Raw genomic sequence first — 25481 nt, 5'->3', positions numbered from 1 at the left:
AAAATCTTAGCTCGCCTGCGGGCGGGCTTTTATATGGAAAAATGAGCAATTTATTGAGATTTATAATTTGATATAAATAAGGGTTGTTTTGTCTAGGGTGGTATATCAAAACTAATACTTATTTGTTAGTACATGAACGAAGTCAAAACCCTAGCTTTTTATTTGTGTATTGTGGTTGGGTTAAGTGCAATTAGAGATTTTCTAATCTGACTTAATATTTCATCTTGATTTCATCATTACCTGTCAGAATAAAAAATAACTCGGTATATCTCTTGCAATTAGTTAGATTTGTTAACTTCTCTAACTGAGTATCACTCACACCAATTGAGCAATGGGATGTACTGAGTTTTTCTTAGAGATTATCTACTACCAAGGGGTAGCATCTGTTTATGATCTTAGATAGCTTGCTTGTATACATGATTGAATAACTCAGAATTTCATCAACTTCTGTCAATCTATTTCTAAGGGATTACCCTGTTATTAATTATGCTGATTTTACAAAATTGCCACGAACCTCTAACTTTTCAATTTGATATGCGGGTACTGCTAGTCGAAGATGAGTCAGATTTGGGCGCTGCTATTAAGCGAACGCTGAAGCAGCAAAAGTATTTAGTTGACTGGGTAATGGATGGTAATGAAGCATGGGCATATTTAGAAAATAGTTCGGCACAATATACAGTGGCGATTTTAGATTGGATGCTTCCAGGATTTACTGGTTTGGAATTGTGTAAAAAGCTGCGTTTAAAAGGAAATTCTTTGCCCGTCTTGATGCTCACAGCTAGAGATAGCATGGAAGATAAAGTTGCTGGTTTAGATGCGGGTGCTGATGATTACTTGGTGAAGCCTTTTGGAATGGCAGAATTACTGGCAAGGTTGCGGGCATTGCAGCGGCGTTATCCCCACTTACAACCTCAACAACTAACCGTTGGTAACTTTACTTTAGATTACAGCAATAGTACAGTTGTCGGTCAAAATACGACGGGGGAAAAACAGGAAATTTCCTTAACTAATAAAGAATTTCAACTGGTGGAATATTTGATGAAGCACCCCAATCAAATTGTTACCACGGAACAGATTCGCAATCAGCTTTGGGAAGTGAGTGCAGAACCTGCTAGCAATGTGGTAGCAGCGCAAGTACGTTTGTTGCGTCGCAAACTAGCCTGCTTTGACTGCACCAACCCGATTGAAACTTTGCACGGTATGGGATATCGTCTGAATGTGACTAATGAATCAAAATAAACTGTTTCGAGGAACTCGTGTTCGGTTAGCTCTGTGGTATGCCCTCGTCATGGGTTCAATTTTAAGCGTTTGTGCTTTCGGTGTCTACAGAGCTGTTTTCCGTGCCCATGTGGTAGCTTTAGACAGTGAAATTGAGTCTGTAGCCGGAACACTGCATGACAGTATTGAATTTAAGCTCAGGCAACCTGGGAGTTTAGAACCCGTTATACAGGAGCTATTCCCAAATATAAATCTATGTAAAATTGGAGCCAGCTGCACTCAACAGCAGTCAGATACTAAACGCCATTTTCTTGGTGTAGTTAACAAAGATCACTACTATGTGCGTTTTTTTGATATTTCAGGACGCTTGATTGCTACTACTGGCAATTATCCAGAAGGGCTATCTACTGTCTTCAGCAATGAAAAATGGTTATTTCTCAAAGACAGCAAAGGCAATGATTATCATCAAAATTCTTTAATGCTACACACCCCAGATAATGGGGATTGGGGCTATATGCAAGTGGGGCGAAGTCTTGAAGAATTTAATCGTTATCTGGATAGTGTGAAATTAAGTTTAGGTTTGGGATTGCCGATCGCAATGGCTATGGTTGCAGTTGCTAGTTGGTGGCTATCAGGATTAGCTATGCAGCCAATTTATCAATCTTATCGACAAATTCAACAGTTTACAGCAGATGCTGCACACGAATTGCGAACGCCTTTAGCTGCAACAGGCGCAACGGTGGAATCAGCGCTTTTAATGTCGCAACTAGATGAAGAAGAAACGCGGGACATTCTGCGAACTATCCACCGTCAGAATCAGCGACTTATTACTTTGGTTGTAGATTTATTATTATTGGCTCGTTTAGATAGACAACACTTGCCAGTACAACTAGAACAATGTTGTCTAAATGATATTGTCAGCGATTTAGTCGAGGAATTTGAAGCGATGGCAATCGCGGCAGGTGTAATGCTGCAATCTAGCATCAAGGTAAATAAGCCAGTAAATATTGTCGGTGATAGTGACCAGCTTTATCGTTTGGTTTCTAATTTAATTGTCAATGCAATTCAGTATACACCCAAAGGAGGGGAGGTTACGGTTTGCCTGAGTTGTAGTGACCATCATGCTGTAATTAGGGTTCATGATACGGGTATTGGTATCCCAGAGAAGGAACTTCCGCGAATTTACGATCGCTTTTATCGGGTGAATAGCGATCGCTCTCGTACCACTGGTGGTTCTGGATTAGGATTGGCGATCGCTTCTGCAATTGTTCAGGTACACCACGGTAGTTTGAATGTGCAAAGCGAATTAGGTAAAGGTAGTACTTTTACCATCGAACTACCGTTTGATGTTATCCACCTAAATAGTGATCGCTCTTTTTCGCCATTTAAATGGCTGTTTCGCCGCTTACGCCAATCTATGTAGTTATAGATCGGACTAATTGGGGACGCATTAATTTATTAATGATTAGCGTGGTTTGGGATAAGAGGTTTATTCCAATATATTTTGACTTATTAAACAAGTTAGGTTCGAGTAATTTTGATGAACAAGAAGCAGTATTTAAAAAAGCATTACCTCTTTTCAAGAATTGTAAAACTGTAGTGTTAGGAGACCGAGAATTTTGTTCGATAAAGTTGGCTAACTGGCTCACAGAGCAGAAAGCCTACTTCGTTTACGTATAAAAAAAGATGCTTTTATAGAAATAGAACCAAAAATTTGGCTCCAATTAAAAAATTCAGGTTTATCCCCTGGAGTTTCATTCTTTTATCAAGGTATTAAATATACAAAAACTACAGGATTTATTAGCTTTAATCTTGCGGAAAAATAGCCAAAACAACGTCGCCCAAGGAATTACTGTATGAAAGAACCGCAACATCGTCCGATAACTGCCACCAATGCCTGCCCAACGCGAGATCCCAGGGCAAACGCATCTAAATATTGACGAGCCTGGATCATGATGAAATACACCAAGACTCAAACTACATAAGACTTTGAGGAAATTAAATCTCACTCAGCATGAAAATGATAATCATTGTGAGGGGGAGTTAGAGGCAGCCGACGGCTGCCTGAATTTTCACGGTCAGTTCTCCACTTAAGAGCGTAGGTTTTCTCACAGTCTGATTCTCAATAGTTTTAGATTAATGACTAGGAATCACGGGAATATCAGCGCAAAGAAAAACTCAATTTATGCGATCGCTACCGGGAAGGGGGGTTACGCCATCGCTAACTGATTAAAGTGACTTTTACAAATGGCGTGAAAAGTCAGGACGGCTACCTGTTAAGGAATATGGTATTCTTGCAGGAACTCCAAAGAAGAATTTCATTCATTCTTATTCGCCTCTCTATGAAGCTAAAGCCAAAAATCACAATTGCTGACCATTTTTTGGAAATACAAGACCCACGAATAGATCGCACAAAGCGTCATAACTTAATCGATATCATGACGATTGCTATTTGTGCAGTAATTTGTGGTGCCGATGGCTGGGTGGCAGTTGAAACATACGGATGTGCGAAGTATGAGTGGTTAAAAACATTTTTAGAATTACCAAATGGCATTCCATCTCACGATACATTTGCACGAGTTTTTGCACAAATAAATCCTCAACAATTCGAGTCATGTTTTATTAATTGGATGAAATCAATAACTAAGATGACTAATGGTGAAGTTGTCGCCATTGATGGTAAAACCTTACGCGGTTCTTACGATAAAAGTAGTGAGCAAAGTGCAATCCAAATAGTAAGTGCTTGGGCAACTACAAGTAAATTAGTATTGGGACAAGTTAAAGTTGATAAAAAATCAAATGAGATTACAGCAATCCCAGAATTATTAAAAGTCTTGGATCTATCTGGATGTATTGTCACGATTGACGCAATCGGTTGTCAAAAAGAAATTGTAAGAGTAATTACAGAGCAAGATGCGGATTATGTAATTACGTTAAAAAAGAATCAAGGAAATCTTTATGATGAAGTTGAAAAATTATTCCAGTCAGGGATAAGTACAGATTTTGAGGGGATTGAGCATAGCACATATAAAACAGAAGAAAAAGGGCATAGTCGTCATGAAATCCGCCACTATGTGATGTTATCTCAGATTCAGTCTCGACTTAACCCAGATTCAGTTTGGTCAAAGTTTAATAGTGTTGGTATGGTAGAGTCCGTCCGTTCATTAGAAGGTAAAACGACAGTTGAAACTCGCTATTTTATTAGTAGCCTAGAAGATAATGCCCAACAGTTTGGTAATTCTATTCGCAGTCATTGGGGAGTTGAGAATTCATTACATTGGGTATTGGATGTCGCCTTGAAGGAAGACGACTGTCGGATTAGGAAAGATAATGCTCCAGAGAATTTTGCAATTCTCAGACATATTGCAGTCAATCTTTTAGGTCAAGAGAAGCGTGTAAAACGTGGAATAAAAAACAAACAGTTTCTTGCTGGGCTGGATAACAATTATTTAGCAAGAGTTTTAGCATTAGCATAAACTAATATATCAGAAGTTAATTTTAAATATTTAGGAAGAATTTCACTTTTCCTCTAGATAAACATAGTTTTATAAACTCGAATATTGAGTTATTTTAGTATCAATAAATAATCATTGAGCTTCCGATAAGGTAATTCATGCTTTTTGAGAATACTTCATTTATTTTATTTATCATTTTATGAATTTTTACAATTATCTATGTCATTTTGAAATCTCTCTTAGTTTTTATTAGTAAATAAGGTGCGTTTCCCCTACGCGAGATCCCCAACATGGTGACTCGACCGCTCATTGCTAACATGACCAGGATTATCTGGTTTAATTGTCGCATTGTTGTAGCGTTGCTCTGCGGTAACAAACACTCTCCACAATTATAAGATGTCGGGCATGGGCTGTTTGTAGTTTAGTTTTTTTAGTTGTCGTTGTCAGAGACAATAACTCTACTACGGCAGCCCTATCTCTTCATACTCTTTTTTTGGCGAAGGTATTGCTAATTTATGGCATTTGACCCAGTAGTGCAGCGTATTGACCAAAGGACGTAAATACCAAGTACCCACCAGATGGGGAAGTCTGCCAAATTATAGCCTAGAAAAATCTCGAAATCAGGGCCAATAAGTCAATTTTAGTTTCGTCTCTTTGATAACTAACTTACTGTTAGTTATGATTAAATTAATAACTAACAGTAAGTTAGCAATAGAGATAAAGATAGCTATGTCTGTACAATCCGTAACCTTTGATACTCAATTTACATATCAAACATCTCCTTACTGGTATTGCTATTACCCCTTTGATATCGTGGCACGCGCCGAGCGCATCAGGTGCAGCCACTCTATCCAATCTACAGGAGTAAATCTCCACATAGATGTGTACGAGCGTTCGGAACCAAATGCCCCAGTATTCATTTTTAACCACGGAGGTGGTGGCTATTCTGGTTTGTTTGTGAGCCTAGCCCTAGCTTTCTACGACTTAGGTTACACCGTGTTGCTTCCTGACCAAAAGGGACAAGGGCGTACTAGCATCGAAAAAGTCAAAGGTGACTTTACTTTAGACGAGGCAGCCCAAAATATTGCAGATGTAGCGCAATGGGCAAGGCATCGTTATGCTGGGCCTATTTTTATGGGCGGCGGCAGTCTAGGAAGTGGTATTACCTATCATGCCATTACCAAAGGAGCCCCTGTAGAAGCTATAGCAACTCTGCAACTTTACGATTTTGGCGACCCCAAAACAGCTTTATACCTTTCAAGATTTAATATATTAGCAGGTATTCCAGGTGTACCTTGGATCATTCAGTTTTTCATTGGGTTGTTGGAGAAGCTATTTCCAAAACTGCGAATTCCTTACCGTCCAATTGCTCGCTGGCATAATATGCTTGATGAGCGCGATCTTAGTACTGGCTTCTTCAAAAAGTGGTCTAATGACCCGTATACTTTAAAAAGTCTCACTGTCCATGCTTTGGCTAGCCTCTTCAACTCTCCTCCAAAACAGTCAATGGAATACAATCAGATTCCTTTTTTGGTTATCAATACTATACGGGATAAAATGATTTCGCCCGAAGTCACAATTCAAAGTTATGAGCGTTTGGCTGGCCCCAAAAAGTATGTGGAACTAGACTGGGGACATTTTTCACTTTGTCCAGAATTTTTACAAGATTTTGTGACTCTTGCGGATAGCTGGTTCCGCCAGTACATGCCAGCCAATTACCACACCTAGCTTGAAGGAAGCCTTACTCATGGGGCGTAAAACTAATAGCCGAGAACAACTGCTTGCCGCCGCCCGAACTGTCTTAGCTGAGAAGGGGTACGAAGCCACATCTATTTCTGAAATTGTTGCGCGAGCCGGAGTTACTCAAGCAGCTTTTTACTTGTATTTTCCGTCTAAGTCTTCCTTGATTACTACTCTTACAGAAGAAATGTTTGGGAAAGTACAAGCTTCTCTTACTCAAGTTACTCAAGGATTAACCGAGCTAGACGCTATTTTAGAAGCGAGTGTAAGAGCTATTTTTCCAATCATTGAGCAATACAGCGATATTATGCCATTAATTCACAGTGGTGCTGCGCTGATTGAAACGGTAGATACAAGGGAAAATTTATTTGCTCCTTTCAAAAATTGGATGTACAACTTGCTCAATCAAGCGATCGCTGATGGGCAAGTTTCTCCTGGTTTAAATTCCATACTTGCTGCTAATTATGTAGTCCATCTATTAGAGCGGGCAGGAGAGGATGCCTTCATTTATCAAAAGGATATTCCTTTAGAAATCCACATCTGCTCAGTTCTTTGCTTCATTCGACAAGCATTAGGAACACATAAGGGTAGAATTAATATTTAAAAGAACAGTTCACAAAGAAACTTTCCGCAATAATTTTGCTAAATAAGGAGATGGATTACACAAGCTAAAGCGCATACTAAATTTTTTGCTTCTAAAAAAGGCAAATCTATGCCATATTAGGGACTTCCAAAGAATAAATTATTCCAAGAAAAACAAGAAATATGTTTTCTCAAGAATGATAATCATTTTAAGGGGGGGGGGAGAAAAGGGGTTGCCCTCGGCAACCCCTTTTCTCCCGATCATCTATGCATGAAGAATCTATACACTTGTCATCTATTTTAAAGTTAAACAGTGTAGGATTAGTATGTTTTGTAGCTAAATAAATGCTGTTATTAAAATCAAATAACTTTTGTTTTACTACAACAAATATCAATAAACCAATTACCTAAATTTGGGAAAACTTCATGAGTAGAATCGGTTAGCCGCTCAATCTGTTTTTCAATTTGAGCCATAGCTTTTTTTGTAAGCTTGACCCCATTCTCATAAGTTTCGTGTACTAACTTAACGACTGGATGTTTCCCGTTCCATGTCATAGTGCTGGCAAAATTTAGAGCCGTTTCTAGTTCATCTAAAATGCTACCATTCCAGTGATTTTCTAGTACTGCCCACGTCCTTTCTATCGGATTATATTTACTATGATAGGGCGGATAGTAAGCTAAACGTATATTTACTTGATGTTTTTGCACAAACTCTACTATACGTTTCATAAATTGAGTACGCCGTGAGCTATTCTGTGGCCCGTTATCTTGATTGAGAAGTAGGGTTTGAATATCAGAAAAACGATGCTTTTCTTCTAACCAAAAATCTTCTAGAATATCAACAATAAAATCGCTTGTAGCTTTCGATTCCGTAAAGTATAAAAATAGCTCATCAAGCTCTGGAAGAAAGATACCATAAGGAGTTACAGTTGTCTTCGGATTATAATCATGGTCGTCAGCCTTCGCTCCATCCCTGCTTTTACCCCCTCGGTCAAATGAGCCGATCTTAACACGGGCTTTTCCGTCCATGCTTAGACGTAAAACACTCTTATCTTCTGAAGCATCTTTATTTACAATGTCTAATTGCTCAAAGATTGCATCAGTTTGTGGAATTTTTTTTGAGGTTGAACTTTCTTTACCCTTCTGAGCTTGTAACCTAAATTATTTAATTTGACTCGAATTGTTTCTGATGTATGTAACTTTTCATCGCTGTAACCATACTTTTCGATTAATTGCTTTCTGACTTCGGCTGCACTGAGTCTAGTATATAGTCTTTGACTTTTAAAACTCGGATCTGTTTGACTATAAAAGTCAACTAAATTTTTTATATCTTCTAAAAGATTTGGTAGGTGTTCTTCTGCTTTATAACGTCCTTTGCCACTCATGTTATCAACACAAGTAATACCGCTTTTTAATTCTCTTGTCCCTTTCCGAATTGTGTCTCTATTCCATCCTAGTTCTGATTGTGCAAGCCTTTGCCCTCCTAAACCTAAGCCCTGAACTGTCTGTGCCATAAATTTACGCTTTTCAGCACCTTTTAATTGAGATGCAGTTTCAATCAACAACTTTTTAAGAGAATCAGTTAATACTATAGTCACCAGTTGCCACACTCAAAAACTCAATCATTATTCAAATTACTACAAAAGGGGGATGAAGGGGCTGCCGTCGGCAGCCCCTTCATCCCCCTTAAAAATGATTATCATTATTGCTAATGGAATAGTTTATTTTCTGGAAGTCCCTTAAAATAGTATCGAAGACCCAAATATAGTTTTTGTTTTATATTAATGCTATTAACTCTTCAGATAAGTGCCCATCTTCCATTTTAATAATGCGGTCAGCAATATCAAGAATACGATTATCATGCGTAACAATTAGAATAGAGCAACCTTGCTGTTTGGCTAGTTTTTGCATGAGTTCGACAACAGCACGACCGCTATATTTATCTAAAGATGCTGTAGGCTCATCAGCTAAAACTAACTTAGGTTGTGAAGCTAAGGCGCGTGCAATAGCAACTCTTTGTTTTTGTCCTCCTGAAAGATTTTCAGGATAAGAATCAATTCGCTCACCTAAACCAACATCTGTTAGCATTTTTACAGAACGTTCACGAATTTCCTTACGGCTTAGGTTATCGTGTAGTTCTAGTGACATTTCCACATTTTGTTTTGCTGTAAGAAATTTCAGCAAGTTATGAGATTGAAAAATATAGCCAATATAGCGACGTGTTTGCATCAATTTTTGTTCGCTAGCTCCCAAAAGCTCTTGACCAAAAACTTTCAAACTTCCAGCCTGGACAGATCTTAGACCACCAATTAATGTCAATAATGTTGTTTTTCCAGAGCCAGATGGGCCTTCCATAATAGCTATTTCACCAGGATAAACTTTTAAATTAATATTAAATAAAATTTGTTTATTTAGCTCACCTTGTCCAAAAAAATGCTCTAAGTTTTCTATCTCAATAATTGGCTTGTTATTCATAATAATTTTGCTAAAATTTTAAAATTAAAAGACATCTGCTGGATCTGCATCTTTTAGCTTACGCACTGCAATAATACCAGAAATAAAGCACATTAATACTGTCAATATTAATATGTTTACTCCTCTATTTACTGTCATAAATATTGGCAAAAATGATTCTGCTCTAGTTAAGTCATATAGCAATAAACTAATAATATATCCAGGAAGATAACCAAAGAATGCCAAAATTAAAGCTTCTTGAAAAACAAGACTCAATAAGTATTTATGCGAATAACCCATTGCTTTTAATGTTGCATATTCGCTGAGATGATCGGAAACATCTGCATATAAAATTTGATAAACAATAACCGCACCAACAGTAAAGCCCATAATAACACCCAAACCAAAAATTACCCCAATTGGGCTGCTTTCAGCCCAATATTTAGTCTCTAACTCTACAAATTCTTGTTTAGTCACAACTTTCACATCTTTTTGGGGTAGATTTTTTCTTAAAACTTCAAGAACTTTTTGGATATCATAACCGGGTTTAACATTAATTAATCCTACGTCTATTTGTTGAGGAGAGCGATTTTTAACAATCCGAAGAAAATTTAAATCACTAGTAATTAAATTAGCATCAGCTGAAAAAGACGGCCCCATAGTAAATAAGCCAGCTAAATTAATTCTGCGATCATTAACTTCACTATATACAGATTCACCTTTTTCTAGTTTATTTTTCATAAAATTAGTACCCCATTCAGGACGTGAGGTAATATCAAATAAAACTGTATCTGGCTGTTTTAATTGCTCTAAATGTTCTTCAACTCCTTGTAAAGGTAAAATAGGTTTGTTTGGGTCAAAAGCATAAGTTAATATGGGATAAGACTGAGCAGTATTAGGGTTTTTCCATGCTAAAACATCAACGTATGTCGAATTAACTGATTCAACTCCCTCATAGTTCAAAGTATCGTACAATAACGGTCTAGGAAAACTTTCCATATAGTAAATAGCGATTGTTTGAGAACTCAGCATCACAATATCGGCTTTCAGATTTCTATGGAAAATTGTATTGCAGTCATACAAGCCATCTTGAAATCCTAACTGCATGAACATGAGAATATCTGCAAAAGCAATGCCAATTAAAGCCACAATGAAGCGAGTTTTAACTCTAGTGAGCTGTAACCAAGCCAAAGGCGTATTTCGTCGAAACATATTCAAAATGTATTTATGGTGAATAAATTTTTCTAAAAAGTATTAGTTCTAAATAAATCTTTATTTCCATCAAGATTTTGTTCAGATACGAATTGATACTTTTACCTGCAAATTAGTCAAATTCGTAACTTTTTGACTATCTTCTGGGTTAATTTTAATCTTAACTTCCATGACTCTGACATCTACATTAGCGGCAGGATCAGTATCAAGAATATTTCTTTTACCAATTTTTAAGCCAACATTTTCTACTGCTCCTTGTAATTCTCCTGTGAAACCCCCGTATTCGCTACTGATAGTTGCTTTTTGGCCTAGGCGAACTTTGCCTATATTAGTTTCATATACTTCAGCCACCGCATACATCTGTTTAGTTTGTCCTAATTCAACAACCCCATTAGAATCAACTACTTCACCAGGATAAGTATGTAATTTTAAAATTTTACCTTCTTTAAAAGTCCGGACGTAGGCTAAATCAAGTTCTTGTTGTGCTTTTTTTGCTGCTGCTATTGCGCTTTCAACCTCAGCTTGAGCGACTTTAACATCTTCTGGACGCACTTGTTGAATGCGCTGTAAGCTAGCTTTAGCTTCTACAATTTGTTGCACTAAGCTTTCTAAGCTTTTACTTCTACTTGCTTGTGTCTCGTTGATTTGCTCCTGTAAAGTTTCTATAACCTGATTTTTAGCCGCTTCCGCTTCTTTAAAACGCTCGTTTGATGTTTTACTTGCTAAACATTTAGTATCACGAGTCGATGCTGGTACTGCACCTTGTTGAAACAATGTTTCATAACGTTGGCACTCTATTACGGCATTATTTAATTCTGCTTTTAAGCTCGAAAGTTTAGCTTGTTGAACATCTTGCTCTCTGAGCAATTTAGTTCTTAAACCAGCCATCTTAGCTTCTTGAGCTTTGCCTTCTTGAAACAACTCTGTTTGTAAACGAGCAATAATTGCTTTTTGAGCTGCAATTTCTCCTTCCTCAGATCCAGATTTCACCAGATCCAAACGAGCCTGAGCAACTTCAATTTCCTTTTGAGACTGTTTGAATTGAGCGTCTAAGCGATCACGACGATCTAAAACAGCAATAATTTGTCCAGCTTTTACCCAGTCTCCTTCTTTGATTAAAAGTTGTTTAACTCTAACTCCTTCTAATGTACTAGAAGCAGATATATTAATTACTTCTCCTTCAGGCTCTAGTCTTCCTAATGCTGTAATAGCTTTTGGTTCCGCAGATGTAACTAAAGGCTTTTGTTTAACAGTTTTAGTATTTAGGAAATAGTATACGGGAATTGTAATTGCTATAGTTGATACCACAACTATCAGGGTAACAAAGTTCCACTTGGGAAGTTTAAATAAAATACTTGCTTGCTTTTGGAGTTTCTGCATTTCAATTTACTAGTAAAATTTTTGCTCAAATTTATTATTTTTCTTCATGAGGTGGAAGAGTTTTTAAATAAATATCAACTGGGTCTTGACGACGTAATTGTAATACAAAATCGGGGAAACCTACTCCTTTATAATCTATATCCAAATTATCCACTGATTCTAAACAATTCTTTACTTTTGGTAGTTGATACCAAGGTGCAGCTGGAAATAAATGATGTTCTATATGTAAGTTAAAGTTGTAACAAAACAAAACTGCAAGAATAGAATTCATCTCACTGGTTCGGCTGATAGAATCTTGTTCGTGCAGTGGAATTGGCTTGGGATGATGACTAGATAAGTATGGAAAAAGTCCAACGTGCTGAGAGAAATTCATATTTTCAAACCAAACAGCATAAATCAACAACATTGGAGTAAATATGATTAGATATTTAACTAATCCCAAATAGAAAATCACAAGAATATGGGGAAGTATAATTGCAATCAATGAGACAAATCCAGCTTTAGCATTGGTATAGCTTTTTTCCTTATACTCGTTCAAAGGATATAACCAAAAAACTTGAAAGGTTAACTTAAAAAACGAAATTGGGAACCAAGTTTTCCAAATAATACGAAATAAGTTGTGGGTAAATTTGGAATTTTCTCTCAATTTGAGAAGAACAGCTTGTGTTGGATCTTTATCTACTACACCAACCCATTTATGATGTTGATAATGTATATTTCTCCAGGAAATATAAGGAATAATGCATAAAGGGCTAACTAATGTACCCGTAATAGTATTCATAAATTTATAAGAGAATAAGGCTTTATGTCCACATTCATGAAGAATTACAAAAAAACGAAAAAGTGATATCCCTAAAAATATTTCTAAAATCCAGTATAGAACGGAAAAGTAAGGAGTTTTTAATAAAAGAGCCAAGCCAATTGCAAAACAAGCTATTTCTGCTAACACTGTAAAAGTTCCATAAAAGTTGTTTACCCTTAAAGAACCGCTTTTAGCTAATTTTTTAGCGATTAATACATAGTCTTCTTTTAACATAATTACCTCCAATGTCAGTCTTTTTATTTGGTTTGTTTGATTTCAAGCCTGGAAATGTGAAAATTTGCAATTTTTAATATTTACATAAGCATTTTTTTAAATTTTTATGACGTTTAGTAAATATTGAGCCTATAATCATTTTTCCAACAGTTCTATCTATTAAATTGCCAAATCCTAAACTAAACTCAATTTGATCTGTATAAATAGTTTGGTTCCCCACAGGCTCAAAAAAATGATAATGGTTAAAGCATTTATATGGGAATCCTACTTTCATAATATCAGCAAAGAACTTATTCTCTTCGTAAACTGTTATCTCAGTTTTCCAATACATCCAAACCAAGAAAAACCGAAATTTAAATTCAATAATTGAACCTATATTCCATTCCTCATGTTTATTAATCCAACGAACTCGATGCGGAAAATGTTTTTCAAAGCCATAAGGTGATGCACAAAAACTAAAGACCTTTTCCACAGGCGCATCAATTTTAATTGTTTTTTTGTACTTCATTTTAATTGAATCTTGTTTGGTAAATTTTATTGTTTTTCTTACTTACATTTAATAATATTTAAATGCTTGCTATAAAAGAACAATTATTCTTGTTTTTAGCTATTAGTTATAAATACCTTCTAAAAGAAGAGAGTATTATATTTAATTTTGACAAGCTAAAACTAATTTAGATAAAACCTAAGTTTGTCAGCTAAATTATGGATGTGGGATTCGCTTAATATTGAGTAATGATTGCCTGTAAGACTATGAAACTCTATAGGTTTAGCAGAAAACTGCTGCCATCCTAACAATTTATCTTGTTTAAACTCTGAAAACCTTTTTAACAAAAAATCTTGGGTTGGCGACATAGATTCGCTTGCTCGTAGAAGAACAATTTGATTTGGATAAACTTCGGGAGCATAATTGAGGAAGGCTTGAGTGTTTGCTTGATAAACTTGCAAAATTTGTTTAATTTGCTCCAAATTGGTATCTGGGGAGATAATTGCGGCTCGCTTTGCTTCTTCTAAGATGTAATTAATTTGTGTTTCAGGTTCTAGCTGTTGTAATTTTGCCTCACAGATGGGTATTGTTTTACCGAAGTTACCGCCTAAGTCTTTTGCAAGTAACACAGCAATCATTACATCATCTATATCTGACTGTCGCAATTGAGCTATAGGTGCTTGAGTATCTATTAAAGCGAGTAAAGCTACTTGTTCGCCCCACGAGTGCAACTTTTGTGCCATCTCAAACGCAACTATGCCACCAAAAGACCAACCGCCCAGGTAGTAAGGGCCTTCAGGTTGGACGCTACGGATAGCTTCTAAATAATCTGTTGCCATCTCTTCAATGGTCATACGAGGTTTTTGTTTCCCTATAAAACCTCGTGCTTGCAATCCGTAGAAAGGTTGCTTGTTACCTAGATAGTGCGTTAGGCTAGCGTAACATAAAACGTTACCACCAATTGGATGAATGCAGAAAAAGGGTGGCTTTGAACCTTTAGTTTGTATTTTGACTAAGGGAGACCACTGTTGAGTTTCTTCTTGTTGACGGAAAATACTTGCTAATTCCTCAATAGTTGCTCCTTGAAAAAGTATGGAAAGAGGTAGGTTCTTACCAAATTTATCTTGAACATGAGCCATCAACCGTACAGCTAGCAGAGAATGACCGCCAATTTCAAAGAAATTATCTTGCACACCCACAGGATGAACCTGTAAAATTTCTTCCCAAATTTGTACTAGTTGCATTTCTAAAAAATCGCGGGGTGGAACGAAATTCTTACCCTTGTTAAAAGTGGACATATCTGGAACAGGAAGAGCATTGTGATCTACTTTGCCATTAGAAGTGATTGGCATTTTGTCCAAGATCACAAACGCCGATGGCATCATAAAGTATGGTAATGCTTCTGTTAGGTGATTCCGTAGTTCTGTAACACTAACGCCAGAAGTTGTAGGTACGATGTAGGCTAAAATTTCTAAATCATCTGTCGAACGTAGTTTTTTGGCAACGACAGCAGCTTCACTAACATTAGCAAGCTTGAGCAAGTGATTTTGGATCTCACCTAATTCCACCCTAAAACCACGTATTTTAACTTGATGATCCATCCTACCTAAATGTATCATCTCGCCATTTGGTAAGAGTTTTGCTAAGTCTCCTGAACGATAAATGAGTTCTTGGGGTTTATAAGGGTTTTGAACAAACCTTGTTGCTGTTAGTTCATCTCTGTTGAGATATCCGCGACTAACTCCATCTCCACCAACACATATTTCTCCTGGTACACCCACAGGAAGTAAGCGTAACTGAGAATCCATAATATATGTTGTAGTGGTAGGGATAGGAATACCAATGTTACAAACGTTTTCCTCTATTTCTCGTTCAGTAATTTCTTTAAAGGTGACATGTACTGTAGTTTCCGTAATCCCGTACATGTTAATCAGTTTCACATTGGGATAGGCTTGTTTCCAAGCTTTAAGTTGAATAGGATGGAGTGCTTCACCACCAAAGATGATGTATCGTAATGCAATATCTACTTGTGGTTGTTTGAGGATTTCTTGCATCAAGCTATAAAAGAAAGTTGGTGTTTGATTTAAAACAGTCACTTTCTCACGGATAATTAGTTCTAAAAAACCAGCAGGATCTCTAGTTAATTCTTGAGGAACAACAATTAATTTACCACCATACAGCAATGCACCATACATTTCCCAAACGGAAAAGTCAAAGCCATAATAATGGAACATTGTCCAAACATCGCCGTCATTGAAAGTAAATTGCAACTCATCATTTACCAAAAGTCGAACCACATTTCGATGTTCTAATAAAGCTCCTTTTGGTTTACCAGTAGAACCGGAAGTGTAGATACAATAAGCTAAATTGCTGGGGATAGCTTTGCTGATAGGGGGATGAGATGGTTGTGCAGCAATGCTTTCACTATCAGTATCTAAGCATATTAAAGATGTAATCTGCGTTGGTAAACGTTTAATTGAAGCTTGAGTGGCGATCGCATGGGTGACTTGAGAGTCTTCAACCATGAAAGAAAGCCGCTCTTGAGGATAATTAGGATCTATTGGAAGGTAAGCACCACCCGCTTTGAGAACACCTAAGATCGCCACAACAGTATCTAATGATCTGTTGAGGCAAAGAGCAACCAAAGTATCTGTTTCTACCCCTTGTTTTTGAAGGTAATGTGCCAGTTGGTTAGCGCGAGTTTCCAGATCCTGATAAGTTAGATATTGATTTTCATAAACTACTGCTATATTATTCGGAGTTTTGCTTGCTTGTTCTTCAAATAATTGATGAATAGTTTTATCTTCAGGATAAGAAGCTTGTGTCAAGTTCCAAGTAATTATTTGCTGATATACTTCTGCTTCACTCAAAATAGTTATATCATGAATCTTTTGTTGAGGATTAGCAACCATTTGCTTGAGAAGTATCTCAAAGTGACGAAACATTTGTTCAATAGTCCCAACATCGAACAAGTCACTGTTGTATTCCCAGTATCCTTGTAATCCTGACTCTGTTTCTTCCATAGACAGAGTTAAATCAAACATTGCTGCATTCCTATCCAAATTCAAGGAAGATATGCTCAAGCCTGGTAGATTTAACTCACCTATTGGGGTATTTTGCAAAACAAAACAAACCTGAAATAGAGGATTATAACTTTGGTTTCTTTCAGGGCAGAGTTTTTCAACTAACTTTCCAAATGGTAGGTCTTTGTGAGCAAAAGCATCTAAAGCAACCTTTCTGACCCGTTCCAGCATCTCTTGGATTGTAGGATTGCCCGATAAATCCCCACGCATTACCAAAGTGTTGACAAAAAAACCAATTAGTATATTTAAATCGCTGATATTACGGTTAGCAATTGGTGAACCAACTAGAATATCTTTTTGTCCGCTATAGTAGGAGAGCAAAATTATAAAAGCAGTTAACAAGGTCATATACAGTGTAGCTGCTGTTTGTTGACTTAGCTGTTTTAACTCCTGAGTTAATTTTTTATCAAGTTGAAAGTATAGGAGAGAACCGTGAAAAGTATGTGCTGAAGGGCGGGGTCTATCTGTAGGCAAAGTCAGCAAATTTGGTACACCTACTAACTGCTTTTGCCAGTAATTATATTGTTCTTCTAATAATTCATTAGTTAACCACTGACGTTGCCAGTAAGCGTAATCAGCATATTGCAGTGCTAGTTTTGGCAATGGATAGGGTTGCCCAGCTATAAAAGCTTTGTAGAGAGTGGCTAGCTCTTGAATAATAATTCCCATTGACCAAACATCTGAAATGATGTGATGTATTGTTAGTAATAAAACATAAGATTCAGAACCTAATTTTAATAATTTAAACCTTACTAAAGGTGCAGTTGCCAGGTCAAATGATTGTTGTGCTTCTTGATTGGCCAAGTATTGCACTTTTAATAACTGTTCTTTTTCAGGTAATACTTGCAAGTCTATTACTGACAAAGGTACGGTTACGTCGGTGTTAATTACCTGTATAGTGGAACCATTTATCATTTTAAAGCTAGTACGGAGAATTTCGTGACGCTTTACAATTTCAGCTATACATTTTTCTAAAACAACTAAATTAAGATTTCCGACAATTTTACGAGCGGCTGAGATGTTGTAAGTTGAACTCTTAGCTGCTAGTTGATCTAAAAACCATAATCCTTCTTGATTAAAGGTTAGAGGAATTTCTTTATCCCTTGGAACAGAGGGAATAGAAATTGAAGAAGTAAGTTTGAGTTGATTGTGTTGATTTAGTGATGCGAGCAGAACTGCTTTATGTTCATTGATGGATTCACGAATTTCTGGTGTTAGTGCTGTTTTAGCAGCGCGAAGATGAAGTTTTTCACCTTCAGCCCACAATTTAATACCACGTTCTGATAATTCAAATAAAAGTTCATTTAAGTTCATAAAACAATTTCCTCCATATCTTCAGCAGGGCTATCAGAAGCAAAGATTGATGCATTAATAGTCGTGAAAGTAAATTGCATGAGCAGTGAATCTGCTAGTTGCTCAATGGTAATTCCCTCAATAAATCTTTCGATTGCTACATCTACTTCTAATTCCTTAACAAAGCGATTTTTTAATTCCATAGCAGTTAAGGAATCTAATCCTAGTTCATTTAAAGCCTGTGTAGCCTTCAGCAGATGTGATGAGTTAAAACCAAGAACTTTGCTTAAATGCTTTTCTATATAATCTATTAGCACTGCATGACGTTCTTTAAGAGGAGTAATTTCTAATCTTTGTCTAATACTGAGATTATGAGGTTGTTCCTCCAGGGACACATTTACTATTTTGTCATTCACAGACGTGGCACTAATATGATGCTGATATTCTTCTACTAAAGTTTGTAACAACTGTGGCAGTAACTCTAGCTGTTCTGGTAAAAACTTGCCCGTATCTTCTAAAATTTTTACTATTTGCTGGGTATCAACTTGATGAATGTAGTTAGCGATCGTGTTTAGTTGTTTTCCGTTCCCATTGTTATGATTAGTATGGCTGCCATTTTTAGTTTCCCCAATCCAATAGCGTTGACGTTGGAAAGGATAAGTGGGTAAAGCCAACTTTTGGCGGCGATAATCTCGGTCAAATTCTAACCAGTTTACCAGTACTCCTTGGGCATATAACTGTCCCAAACTAATCAACATTTGTTGCCAATCTTGGCTACGAGGATTTAAACTCGGCAACCATATTCCAGTATCTTCTGGTAAACATTGACGACCCATTCCTAACAAAATAGGTTTAGCCCCTATTTCCACATACACTTTATAGCCTTGTTGATAAAGTGTATTCATACCAGAGGCAAATTTAACTGGTTGCCGTGCATGACGAACCCAGTATTGAGGAGTGGTGATATCGTTACTAGCCACTTCTCCAGTCACATTAGAAATTATGGGAATACAAGGTTTGTTATATTTGATTTCTGACGCAATACTTTCAAACTCTCTTAAAATCGGTTCCATTAAAGGTGAGTGGAAAGCATGAGATACTTGCAATGGTTTAGTCTTTACTCCTTGGGCTTGAAGGGTTTTGCAAACAGCAGCAATAGCTTGAGAATCACCAGAAATTACGATACTTTGAGAACCATTAATAGCAGCAATAGCGACTGCTTCACCAGAGGACTCAATTACTTTTTGAACGTGGTTCTCGGATGCTAAGACAGCCATCATTTTACCGTTGCTTGGTAAAGCCTGCATTAATCGTCCTCTGGTGGCAATTAACATCAAAGCATTTTCCAAGCTAAAGACGCCTGCAACAGTAGCAGCAACATACTCGCCGATACTGTGACCCATAACGGCATCTGGTTCAATGCCCCAAGATTTCCATAATTGAGCTAGGGCATATTCAATTGCAAAGATAGCGGGTTGAGTGTAAGCCGTTTCATCAATTAATGAAATTTCTCCTGGTTCTGGATACAAGATATTCAGTAAGGAGTTATTTAGATAAAGACTTAAAATTGCATCGCATTGCTCAAGAGCTTTGCGAAAGGTAGGCTGGGTTTCATAGAGTTCTCGACCCATGTTAGCATACTGTGAACCTTGCCCTGTAAACAAAAATGCGACTTTTAAGCGTTTTTTGCTAGTCAGTTGACCTTTCACTAATCCTAAAGTATCTTGTTTAGCGGTAAAAGCTTGCAATTGCATTAGTAACTGTTCAGTTGATTCAGCTACTAATGCAAGGCGGTAATCAAAATGCGAACGCCCTGTATTAGCTGTAAAGCAGATATCTACAATTGCTGCTGTAGAATTACTTTCAATAAACTTCTCATAACTTTGTGCTAAATCTTGTAATCCTTGCTCTGTTGTTGCTGATAATGACAAAATATGCAGTGGACGCTCATTGGAATCCCAACTTTTAACCTGCGTGGCTTGTTTGGGTGCTTCCTCTAAAATTAAATGCACATTTGTTCCACTCATCCCGAAGGAACTAACTCCAGCAAAACGCTTGCCTGTTTTTGAATCCCAAGGAGTTAATTCTGTAGGGACTACAATTGGTAGTTTTGCCCACGGAATATAAGGATTGGGATTTTTAAAATGGAGATGAGGCGGTATTTGCTGATGTTGTAGAGAAAGAACTACTTTGATCAAACTAGCTATCCCCGCTGCTGGCTCCAGATGTCCAAAATTGGTCTTAACCGAACCAATCTTAAGAGGTTCATCCTCTGAGCGACCTTGAGCTAACACCTTATTTAAAGCTAATACCTCAATTGGATCTCCTAATGGGGTTCCTGTTCCGTGGGCTTCTACATATTGAATTTGACTTGGCTCTACTTTGGCATTTTCTAAAGCTTGGCGAATTACAGATTCTTGAGCAGAACCATTGGGGGCTGTCAGTCCATTACTTTTACCATCATGGTTGACTGCGGAGCCTTTAATTAAAGCCAATATCTGATCTCCATCTGCTACAGCATCAGATAAGCGTTTTAGAATAACAATTCCACAACCTTCTCCCCTGGTATAACCATCAGCAGCAGCATCAAAAGTTTTGCAACGGCCATCTGTTGCTAAGGCTTTCAACTTACAGAAAGCAATAGTTGGTTCCGGGGATAATATTAGGCTAACTCCACCAGCTAATGCTAGATCGCTTTCTCCTGAACGTAGACTTTGACACGCAAGATGAACTCCTAAACTAGAAGAAGAACAACTGGTATCCAAAAATAAACTTGGGCCTTGTAGCCCTAACACATAAGACAAACGCCCAGCGGCAATACTTCTAGTATTTCCTAAACTGTTGTAAGCATCAATCCATGTCGAATCTCCAGAATTAAGATGAAACCGGGAATAGTCCTCAAAACCAATTCCCATAAACACGCCTGTTTTAGAGCCTTGTAATCGTTCTGGTGCAATTCCTGCATTTTCTATAGCTTCCCAACTTACTTCTAAAAGCAGTCTTTGCTGTGGGTCCATGTTTTCTGCTTCTCTTGGGGAAATCCCAAAGAATTGGCAGTCGAAACGATCTACCTCATCTAAGAAGCCTCCATAACGGGTGTACATTTTTCCTGGAGTATTCGGATCTGGATGATAGTAATGCTCCACATTCCATCTTTGTGGAGGAATTTTATCAATTGCATCTACTCCATTTTGCAGTAAGTGCCAAAATGTTTGGGGATCGTTTACTCCTCCAGGAAAACGACAACCTATACCGATAATGGCGATTGGTTCTCTCTTTTTTTGCTCTGCTGCTTCTATTTGGGTGCGTGCTTGCTTTAAAGCTTGAATTATTCTGTTTGATGAATAAATTTCTTCTGGATTTTGTTCAGAAATCTGATACATTTTTCTTAGCCTTTCAACAAGTTTTCTAGTAATTCTAATTCTTGAGCAATTGATTGCTCAATTTCATTTTCTAAAGAGTTAAATAATGGCGATGAAGTATTTTGTTCTACTTTTATTTGCAATTCAGTGGCTTTTGGAGTGTCTGCTGTTTTTACCTTAACTTCCTTGGCTAAGTATTGAGCTAGAGATGCAATTGTAGGGTAATTCCAAAGGATTGTTGGTTCTAAAGAATGTTGTAGCCATTCTGATAAGTCTTGTGCTGCTTCAACTGCCATTACTGAGTCCATGCCATAATCTGAAAAAGAAGCAGTAGGAACAATTGACATAACATCTATTTTTAATTTTTGAGCCAGCCAATTTTCAATCCAAGTTTGTATAGACTCAGTACTGTGGTCATCATTGACTTCTATAAATTGAGCCTGGTTATTTTCTACTGATTGTATTGACTCTTGATTTTCAGTAAATTCTAAACTAATCCTAGACTCAATTTCAGATTTATTGTTGGGTAGATTACGTCGCAATAATTCATCGAGTTCATTATCTTCTCCTGCCAAAGTTTGTTCTATATCACCTATGCTCGTCACATAATCAGATATCTGAGTAGTTAAAGCATTAGTATCAGATACAACTACTTCTCCAGCAATTCCAGAAATAATACTTTGGAATTTTTGTTCAAACTGAAATTCTGCCCAATTTTTAGCACGAATTAAATTCTCAGAAACATGAACTTTAGATGCTCCTTGAACCGCAGCTAGTAGAATAGCGAAGGTAGTTAGTTCACCTGTACGAATATATGCCCAATGAACTGCGGTGTGATGCTCAGAAAAAGAATTTCGATGATTAGTTAAATGGTCATTAATCTGCTCTGCTGCTATTTTCAATCGTTGAGCAATTTCAGGTGTTCCTAACCCCTCACATAAGAATTTTTGTAATTCTTGACTTTTATTAATTATACGAGAACCTAAAAAGCTATTGAGAGTTTCTGTTGGGCCTTCAAAAATTCGTAATAATCTCGCATCACGAAGGATTTGAGGGGCAATATTTGTTTCTATATAGCCACGGCCCCCTAACAACTGAACTAAATGATCAGATGCCTGCCAAAAAAATTCTGGGCCTGATGTTTTACAAGCTGTATAAGCTTCTTCTGGAACAGAATATCCCAAATCCAACAACTTAGCAATTGTAAAGATTAACGTTTCTAAGGCTGTAATGGCAGATGTAAGGTCGCTCAAACGAACTAATGTAGTTGGGTTATCAAGTAAACGACCTGTGGAAATAAAACGACGCTCACTATAACGAAGCATCAACTGAGCGCAGCGTTTCATACCGCCAAGACTCATTACACCCAAACCCAACCTACCAAACATCATGGCATCTTGAGCTACCTTCATCCCATGTCCTGCTTCTCCCAGTAGATACTCTGGAGTAACTGGAACATCTTCAAAGTAAATAGTATTTTGAACCATACCTCGCATACCCATTGTGAGTGCTTCGGGGCCTTGACGTATACCCTTCGTACCCTGACGCACAACAAAACCGCTCATGCCCATTAGTTGATGGTTTGCATCTAGCAATTGCACAAAGACGTTAATAGTTCCAGCCCATGAGCCATGTCCAATCCATGACTTTTGCCCATTTATTCTCCAACCACCCTTATTATCCGGTATAGCAGTTGTTGCAATGGCCCTTGGATTCGAGCCTGCACCAGGTTCTGTAATTGCAAAACCAGCTAACTCACGACCTTGAGCAATCAAAGGTAAAAGTTCTTCTTGCACAGTCTTGCTAGCCCAATTTATAATTGGGCGAGTTCCTAAGACATGGTGAACGCCCACAAAAGAAGCAAGGGTTAAGTCTATAGCCGCTAGCTGTTCGATTACACGAAGAGTATCTTGATAATTAAGAGCCATTCCACCATATTGCTCTGGCACTTGCATACCAAGGAGTCCATGATTGCCAAAGTCTAAGACAATGTAAGGTGGAATACAACGACGTTCATCAATCAAGCGAGAATTAATTCTCTCATTTGCATAACTGCGGAGCCACCCGATTAAATCGTTAGCACGGGATTTACTTTTATCTTCTACATTGACTGAATTATGACTTGAGTTTTTGATAGATGTTGATGAAGTGTGGATAGGTTTAGATTCTGCTGGCTGAATTTTGGTTTGCAATTTTACAGACTTTATTACTTCAGATTTCCATAAACCTACAGTATTTAAAGAATCTTCTAAAAACCCACTGCGACAGGCGTGACGCTGAATCTTTCCACTAGATGTTTTAGGTATACTGCTAGGTTTAAGGAACGCTACTGCATAAACTTGCAGTTCATGTTGTTCTGATACGGCTTTACGGATACTGCTGGCGATTCCATCTACATCCAAATTCCGCAGATAAGCCCGTTCTACTTCTACTGCTATAACTAGTTGCTCTTGCTCTTTAACCTCTATTGAAAAAGCTGCACAACAACTACTGTGTAAAGCTGGATGAGAATTCTCTACAGTCAGTTCAATATCTTGAGGATAGTAGTTACGTCCTCGAATAATAATTACATCTTTAATGCGTCCAGTAACGTACAGTTCTCCATCTTGCAAAAATCCTAAGTCACCAGTGCGAAGAAATGGGCCTTCACCTGCATCCATCAAATAGGCGTGAAAAGTCTGTTGAGTTTGTTCTGGTTTTCTCCAATACCCAAGAGCAACACTTTCTCCAGATACCCAGATTTCTCCAACTTCTCCGTCTGCACAGGTAGTCTTTGTTTCGGGGTGAGCAATTACTATTTTTTGATCTAACCAATTACAGCCACAACTTGTAATTGCTTGGGCATTTGCTGAGTCCTCAACAGCATCCACAACTCGGTTTTGTGACAATTCCGTTCCATCAACCAAGCGAACAATAGGGCTTTCACTCGTTAGACCACCACTGACAAATAAAGTTGTTTCAGCCATGCCGTAACAAGGATAGAATGCCTCCATGCGGAAACCACAATCAGCAAAAGTCTTAGCAAAACGTTCCAGTGTTTTAACACGAATGGGTTCTGCACCAGTAAACGCAACTTTCCAACTGTTCAAGTCAAGTCCTGCTATTTGTTCGGGTTTAATCTTTTGTACACACAGTTCATAAGCAAAATTTGGGCCGCCACTAGTGGTTGCTTTAGAGTCAGAAATTGCTTGCAACCAACGTATAGGCTTCTGAAGAAAAGCCACTGGTGGCATAAGTGTGACTGGAAAACCTCCATAGATTGGCTGTAGTACTCCACCTATTAATCCCATATCGTGATAAGGCGGTAGCCAGATAACACCCTGACTCTTGGGTTCATGCTCAAAACATTTATGTATTAAACTTAAATTATGCAGTAGATTGCCATGAGAAACCATCACTCCTTTTGGCATTCCTGTAGACCCAGAAGTGTACTGGATAAAAGCTAAAGTATCTCTGTCTAATTGTGGCGACTGCCAATCATTAGCCAGGCTAATATTAATATCATCAGTAGTTATACAATTTAATTTTGTGCCAGGCAGTTCTTTTTTTAAAGTTTTTTCTATATCGCTGAAAACTGATTTTGTTGTCAGGACAATAGTTGCTTGGGCATCAGCCACAATTGCTTGTAATCTATGGTTATGATGGTTACGTCTGGGAGGATATGCTGGAACTGCTATTACTCCTGCATATAAACATCCAAAAAAAGCAGTAATAAATTCTAGCCCTGGTTGATAAAGTAAAAGTGCCCTTTCACCGATTGCTTCCTGGCTTTGCAGCATTGTTGCAATGGATCGCGCTTTTATATCTAACTCTTGATAGGTAAGGTTGACTTGTTCTGTTTCTCCATTGGAAAGAAAGGTAAAGGCAATTTCATTTGCTTGATTCTCTTGTCTATAACGAAGTAAATCTACTAAGTTAGCAATTTGATTTAGATTATTTTTACTAGAAATTAGCATTTTTAACAATACACTCCTTAAAGATCACAGTAATTTTAGTATAAATTTTTACCACCAATAATTGCGGTTAAAGTTTTTTCTTCGTAAAAGAGGTTATACCTTTATACACGCAAATAAAAGAATGGTAATGCTTCTTTTTATATTCATCTGATTTGATTTTCAATTTTATGCACAAGCTGCTTCTTCGTCACGGAATCTTTACATTCCATATTCTGGTTAGTAT

At 37.4% G+C, this 25481-nt stretch carries 13 protein-coding genes and 2 pseudogenes; 6 read left to right on the top strand and 9 right to left on the bottom strand.

Translation table 11 applies throughout. The annotated features are described in order from the left end of the window. The first annotated feature begins 486 nt into the window (after positions 1-486). The 6 genes and pseudogenes from rppA to IQ276_RS37000 all read left to right on the top strand — a co-directional run bounded on the left by rppA (position 487) and on the right by IQ276_RS37000 (position 7017). Complete coding sequence (gene rppA, locus IQ276_RS37025; RefSeq protein WP_228042962.1) at positions 487-1239, top strand: two-component system response regulator RppA; 753 nt, start codon at positions 487-489, stop codon at positions 1237-1239. Beyond that, positions 1226-2641, top strand: coding sequence for a two-component system sensor histidine kinase RppB (gene rppB / locus IQ276_RS37020; RefSeq protein WP_193915429.1), 1416 nt, complete (start codon positions 1226-1228; stop codon positions 2639-2641). The genes rppA and rppB overlap by 14 nt, the downstream gene beginning before the upstream one ends. After that, a pseudogene (locus IQ276_RS37015) lies at positions 2632-3041 on the top strand (transposase family protein); the annotation flags it as partial. The gene rppB and the pseudogene IQ276_RS37015, both read left to right, overlap by 10 nt. 519 nt (positions 3042-3560) lie before the next feature. Next, positions 3561-4694: an ISAs1 family transposase gene (locus IQ276_RS37010; RefSeq protein ID WP_193925736.1), complete on the top strand. Its 1134-nt coding sequence runs from the start codon at positions 3561-3563 to the stop codon at positions 4692-4694. A gap of 708 nt (positions 4695-5402) precedes the next feature. Then, positions 5403-6401, top strand: coding sequence for an alpha/beta fold hydrolase (locus IQ276_RS37005; RefSeq protein ID WP_193925631.1), 999 nt, complete (start codon positions 5403-5405; stop codon positions 6399-6401). Beyond that, positions 6352-7017, top strand: coding sequence for a TetR/AcrR family transcriptional regulator (locus tag IQ276_RS37000; protein ID WP_235116437.1), 666 nt, complete (start codon positions 6352-6354; stop codon positions 7015-7017). Before IQ276_RS37005 ends, IQ276_RS37000 begins: the two co-directional genes overlap by 50 nt. Positions 7018-7355: 338 nt before the next feature. Here IQ276_RS37000 and IQ276_RS36995 read toward each other — a convergent pair. The 9 genes and pseudogenes from IQ276_RS36995 to IQ276_RS36955 form a co-directional block, all read right to left on the bottom strand. Continuing rightward, a pseudogene (locus IQ276_RS36995) lies at positions 7356-8380 on the bottom strand (ISAzo13 family transposase). A 391-nt stretch (positions 8381-8771) separates the two neighbouring features. Beyond that, a complete protein-coding gene (locus IQ276_RS36990; RefSeq protein ID WP_235116436.1) occupies positions 8772-9470 on the bottom strand; it encodes a DevA family ABC transporter ATP-binding protein in 699 nt (232 codons plus the stop codon). A gap of 24 nt (positions 9471-9494) precedes the next feature. Then, complete coding sequence (gene devC / locus IQ276_RS36985; protein ID WP_193918905.1) at positions 9495-10661, bottom strand: ABC transporter permease DevC; 1167 nt, start codon at positions 10659-10661, stop codon at positions 9495-9497. 81 nt (positions 10662-10742) lie between these two features. Further along, on the bottom strand, positions 10743-11969 hold the full coding sequence (locus IQ276_RS36980; RefSeq protein WP_235116435.1) for an ABC exporter membrane fusion protein: 1227 nt from the start codon (positions 11967-11969) through the stop codon (positions 10743-10745). 106 nt (positions 11970-12075) lie between these two features. Next, entirely contained in the window at positions 12076-13077 is a 1002-nt protein-coding gene (locus IQ276_RS36975) for a fatty acid desaturase family protein (protein WP_193918908.1), read from the bottom strand. Between the two features lie 73 nt (positions 13078-13150). Further along, positions 13151-13585, bottom strand: a complete 435-nt coding sequence (locus tag IQ276_RS36970) for an SRPBCC family protein (protein WP_190900615.1) — start codon at positions 13583-13585, stop codon at positions 13151-13153. A gap of 161 nt (positions 13586-13746) precedes the next feature. Beyond that, on the bottom strand, positions 13747-17961 hold the full coding sequence (locus IQ276_RS36965) for a non-ribosomal peptide synthetase (RefSeq protein ID WP_193918910.1): 4215 nt from the start codon (positions 17959-17961) through the stop codon (positions 13747-13749). Continuing rightward, the gene (locus tag IQ276_RS36960) at positions 17958-21323 is read right to left on the bottom strand and encodes a type I polyketide synthase (protein WP_235116434.1); all 3366 of its coding nucleotides are present in this window, start codon (positions 21321-21323) and stop codon (positions 17958-17960) included. Before IQ276_RS36960 ends, IQ276_RS36965 begins: the two co-directional genes overlap by 4 nt. A gap of 5 nt (positions 21324-21328) precedes the next feature. Continuing rightward, entirely contained in the window at positions 21329-25258 is a 3930-nt protein-coding gene (locus IQ276_RS36955; RefSeq protein WP_193920795.1) for an AMP-binding protein, read from the bottom strand. Between the last annotated feature and the right edge of the window lie 223 nt (positions 25259-25481).

Origin of the sequence: Desmonostoc muscorum LEGE 12446 (genome assembly GCF_015207005.2) — a bacterium.
Classification (GTDB): Bacteria; Cyanobacteriota; Cyanobacteriia; order Cyanobacteriales; family Nostocaceae; genus Nostoc; species Nostoc muscorum.
The sequence above is the reverse complement of the archived record's forward strand: the minus strand, read 5'-3'. Positions and strand labels throughout refer to the sequence as shown.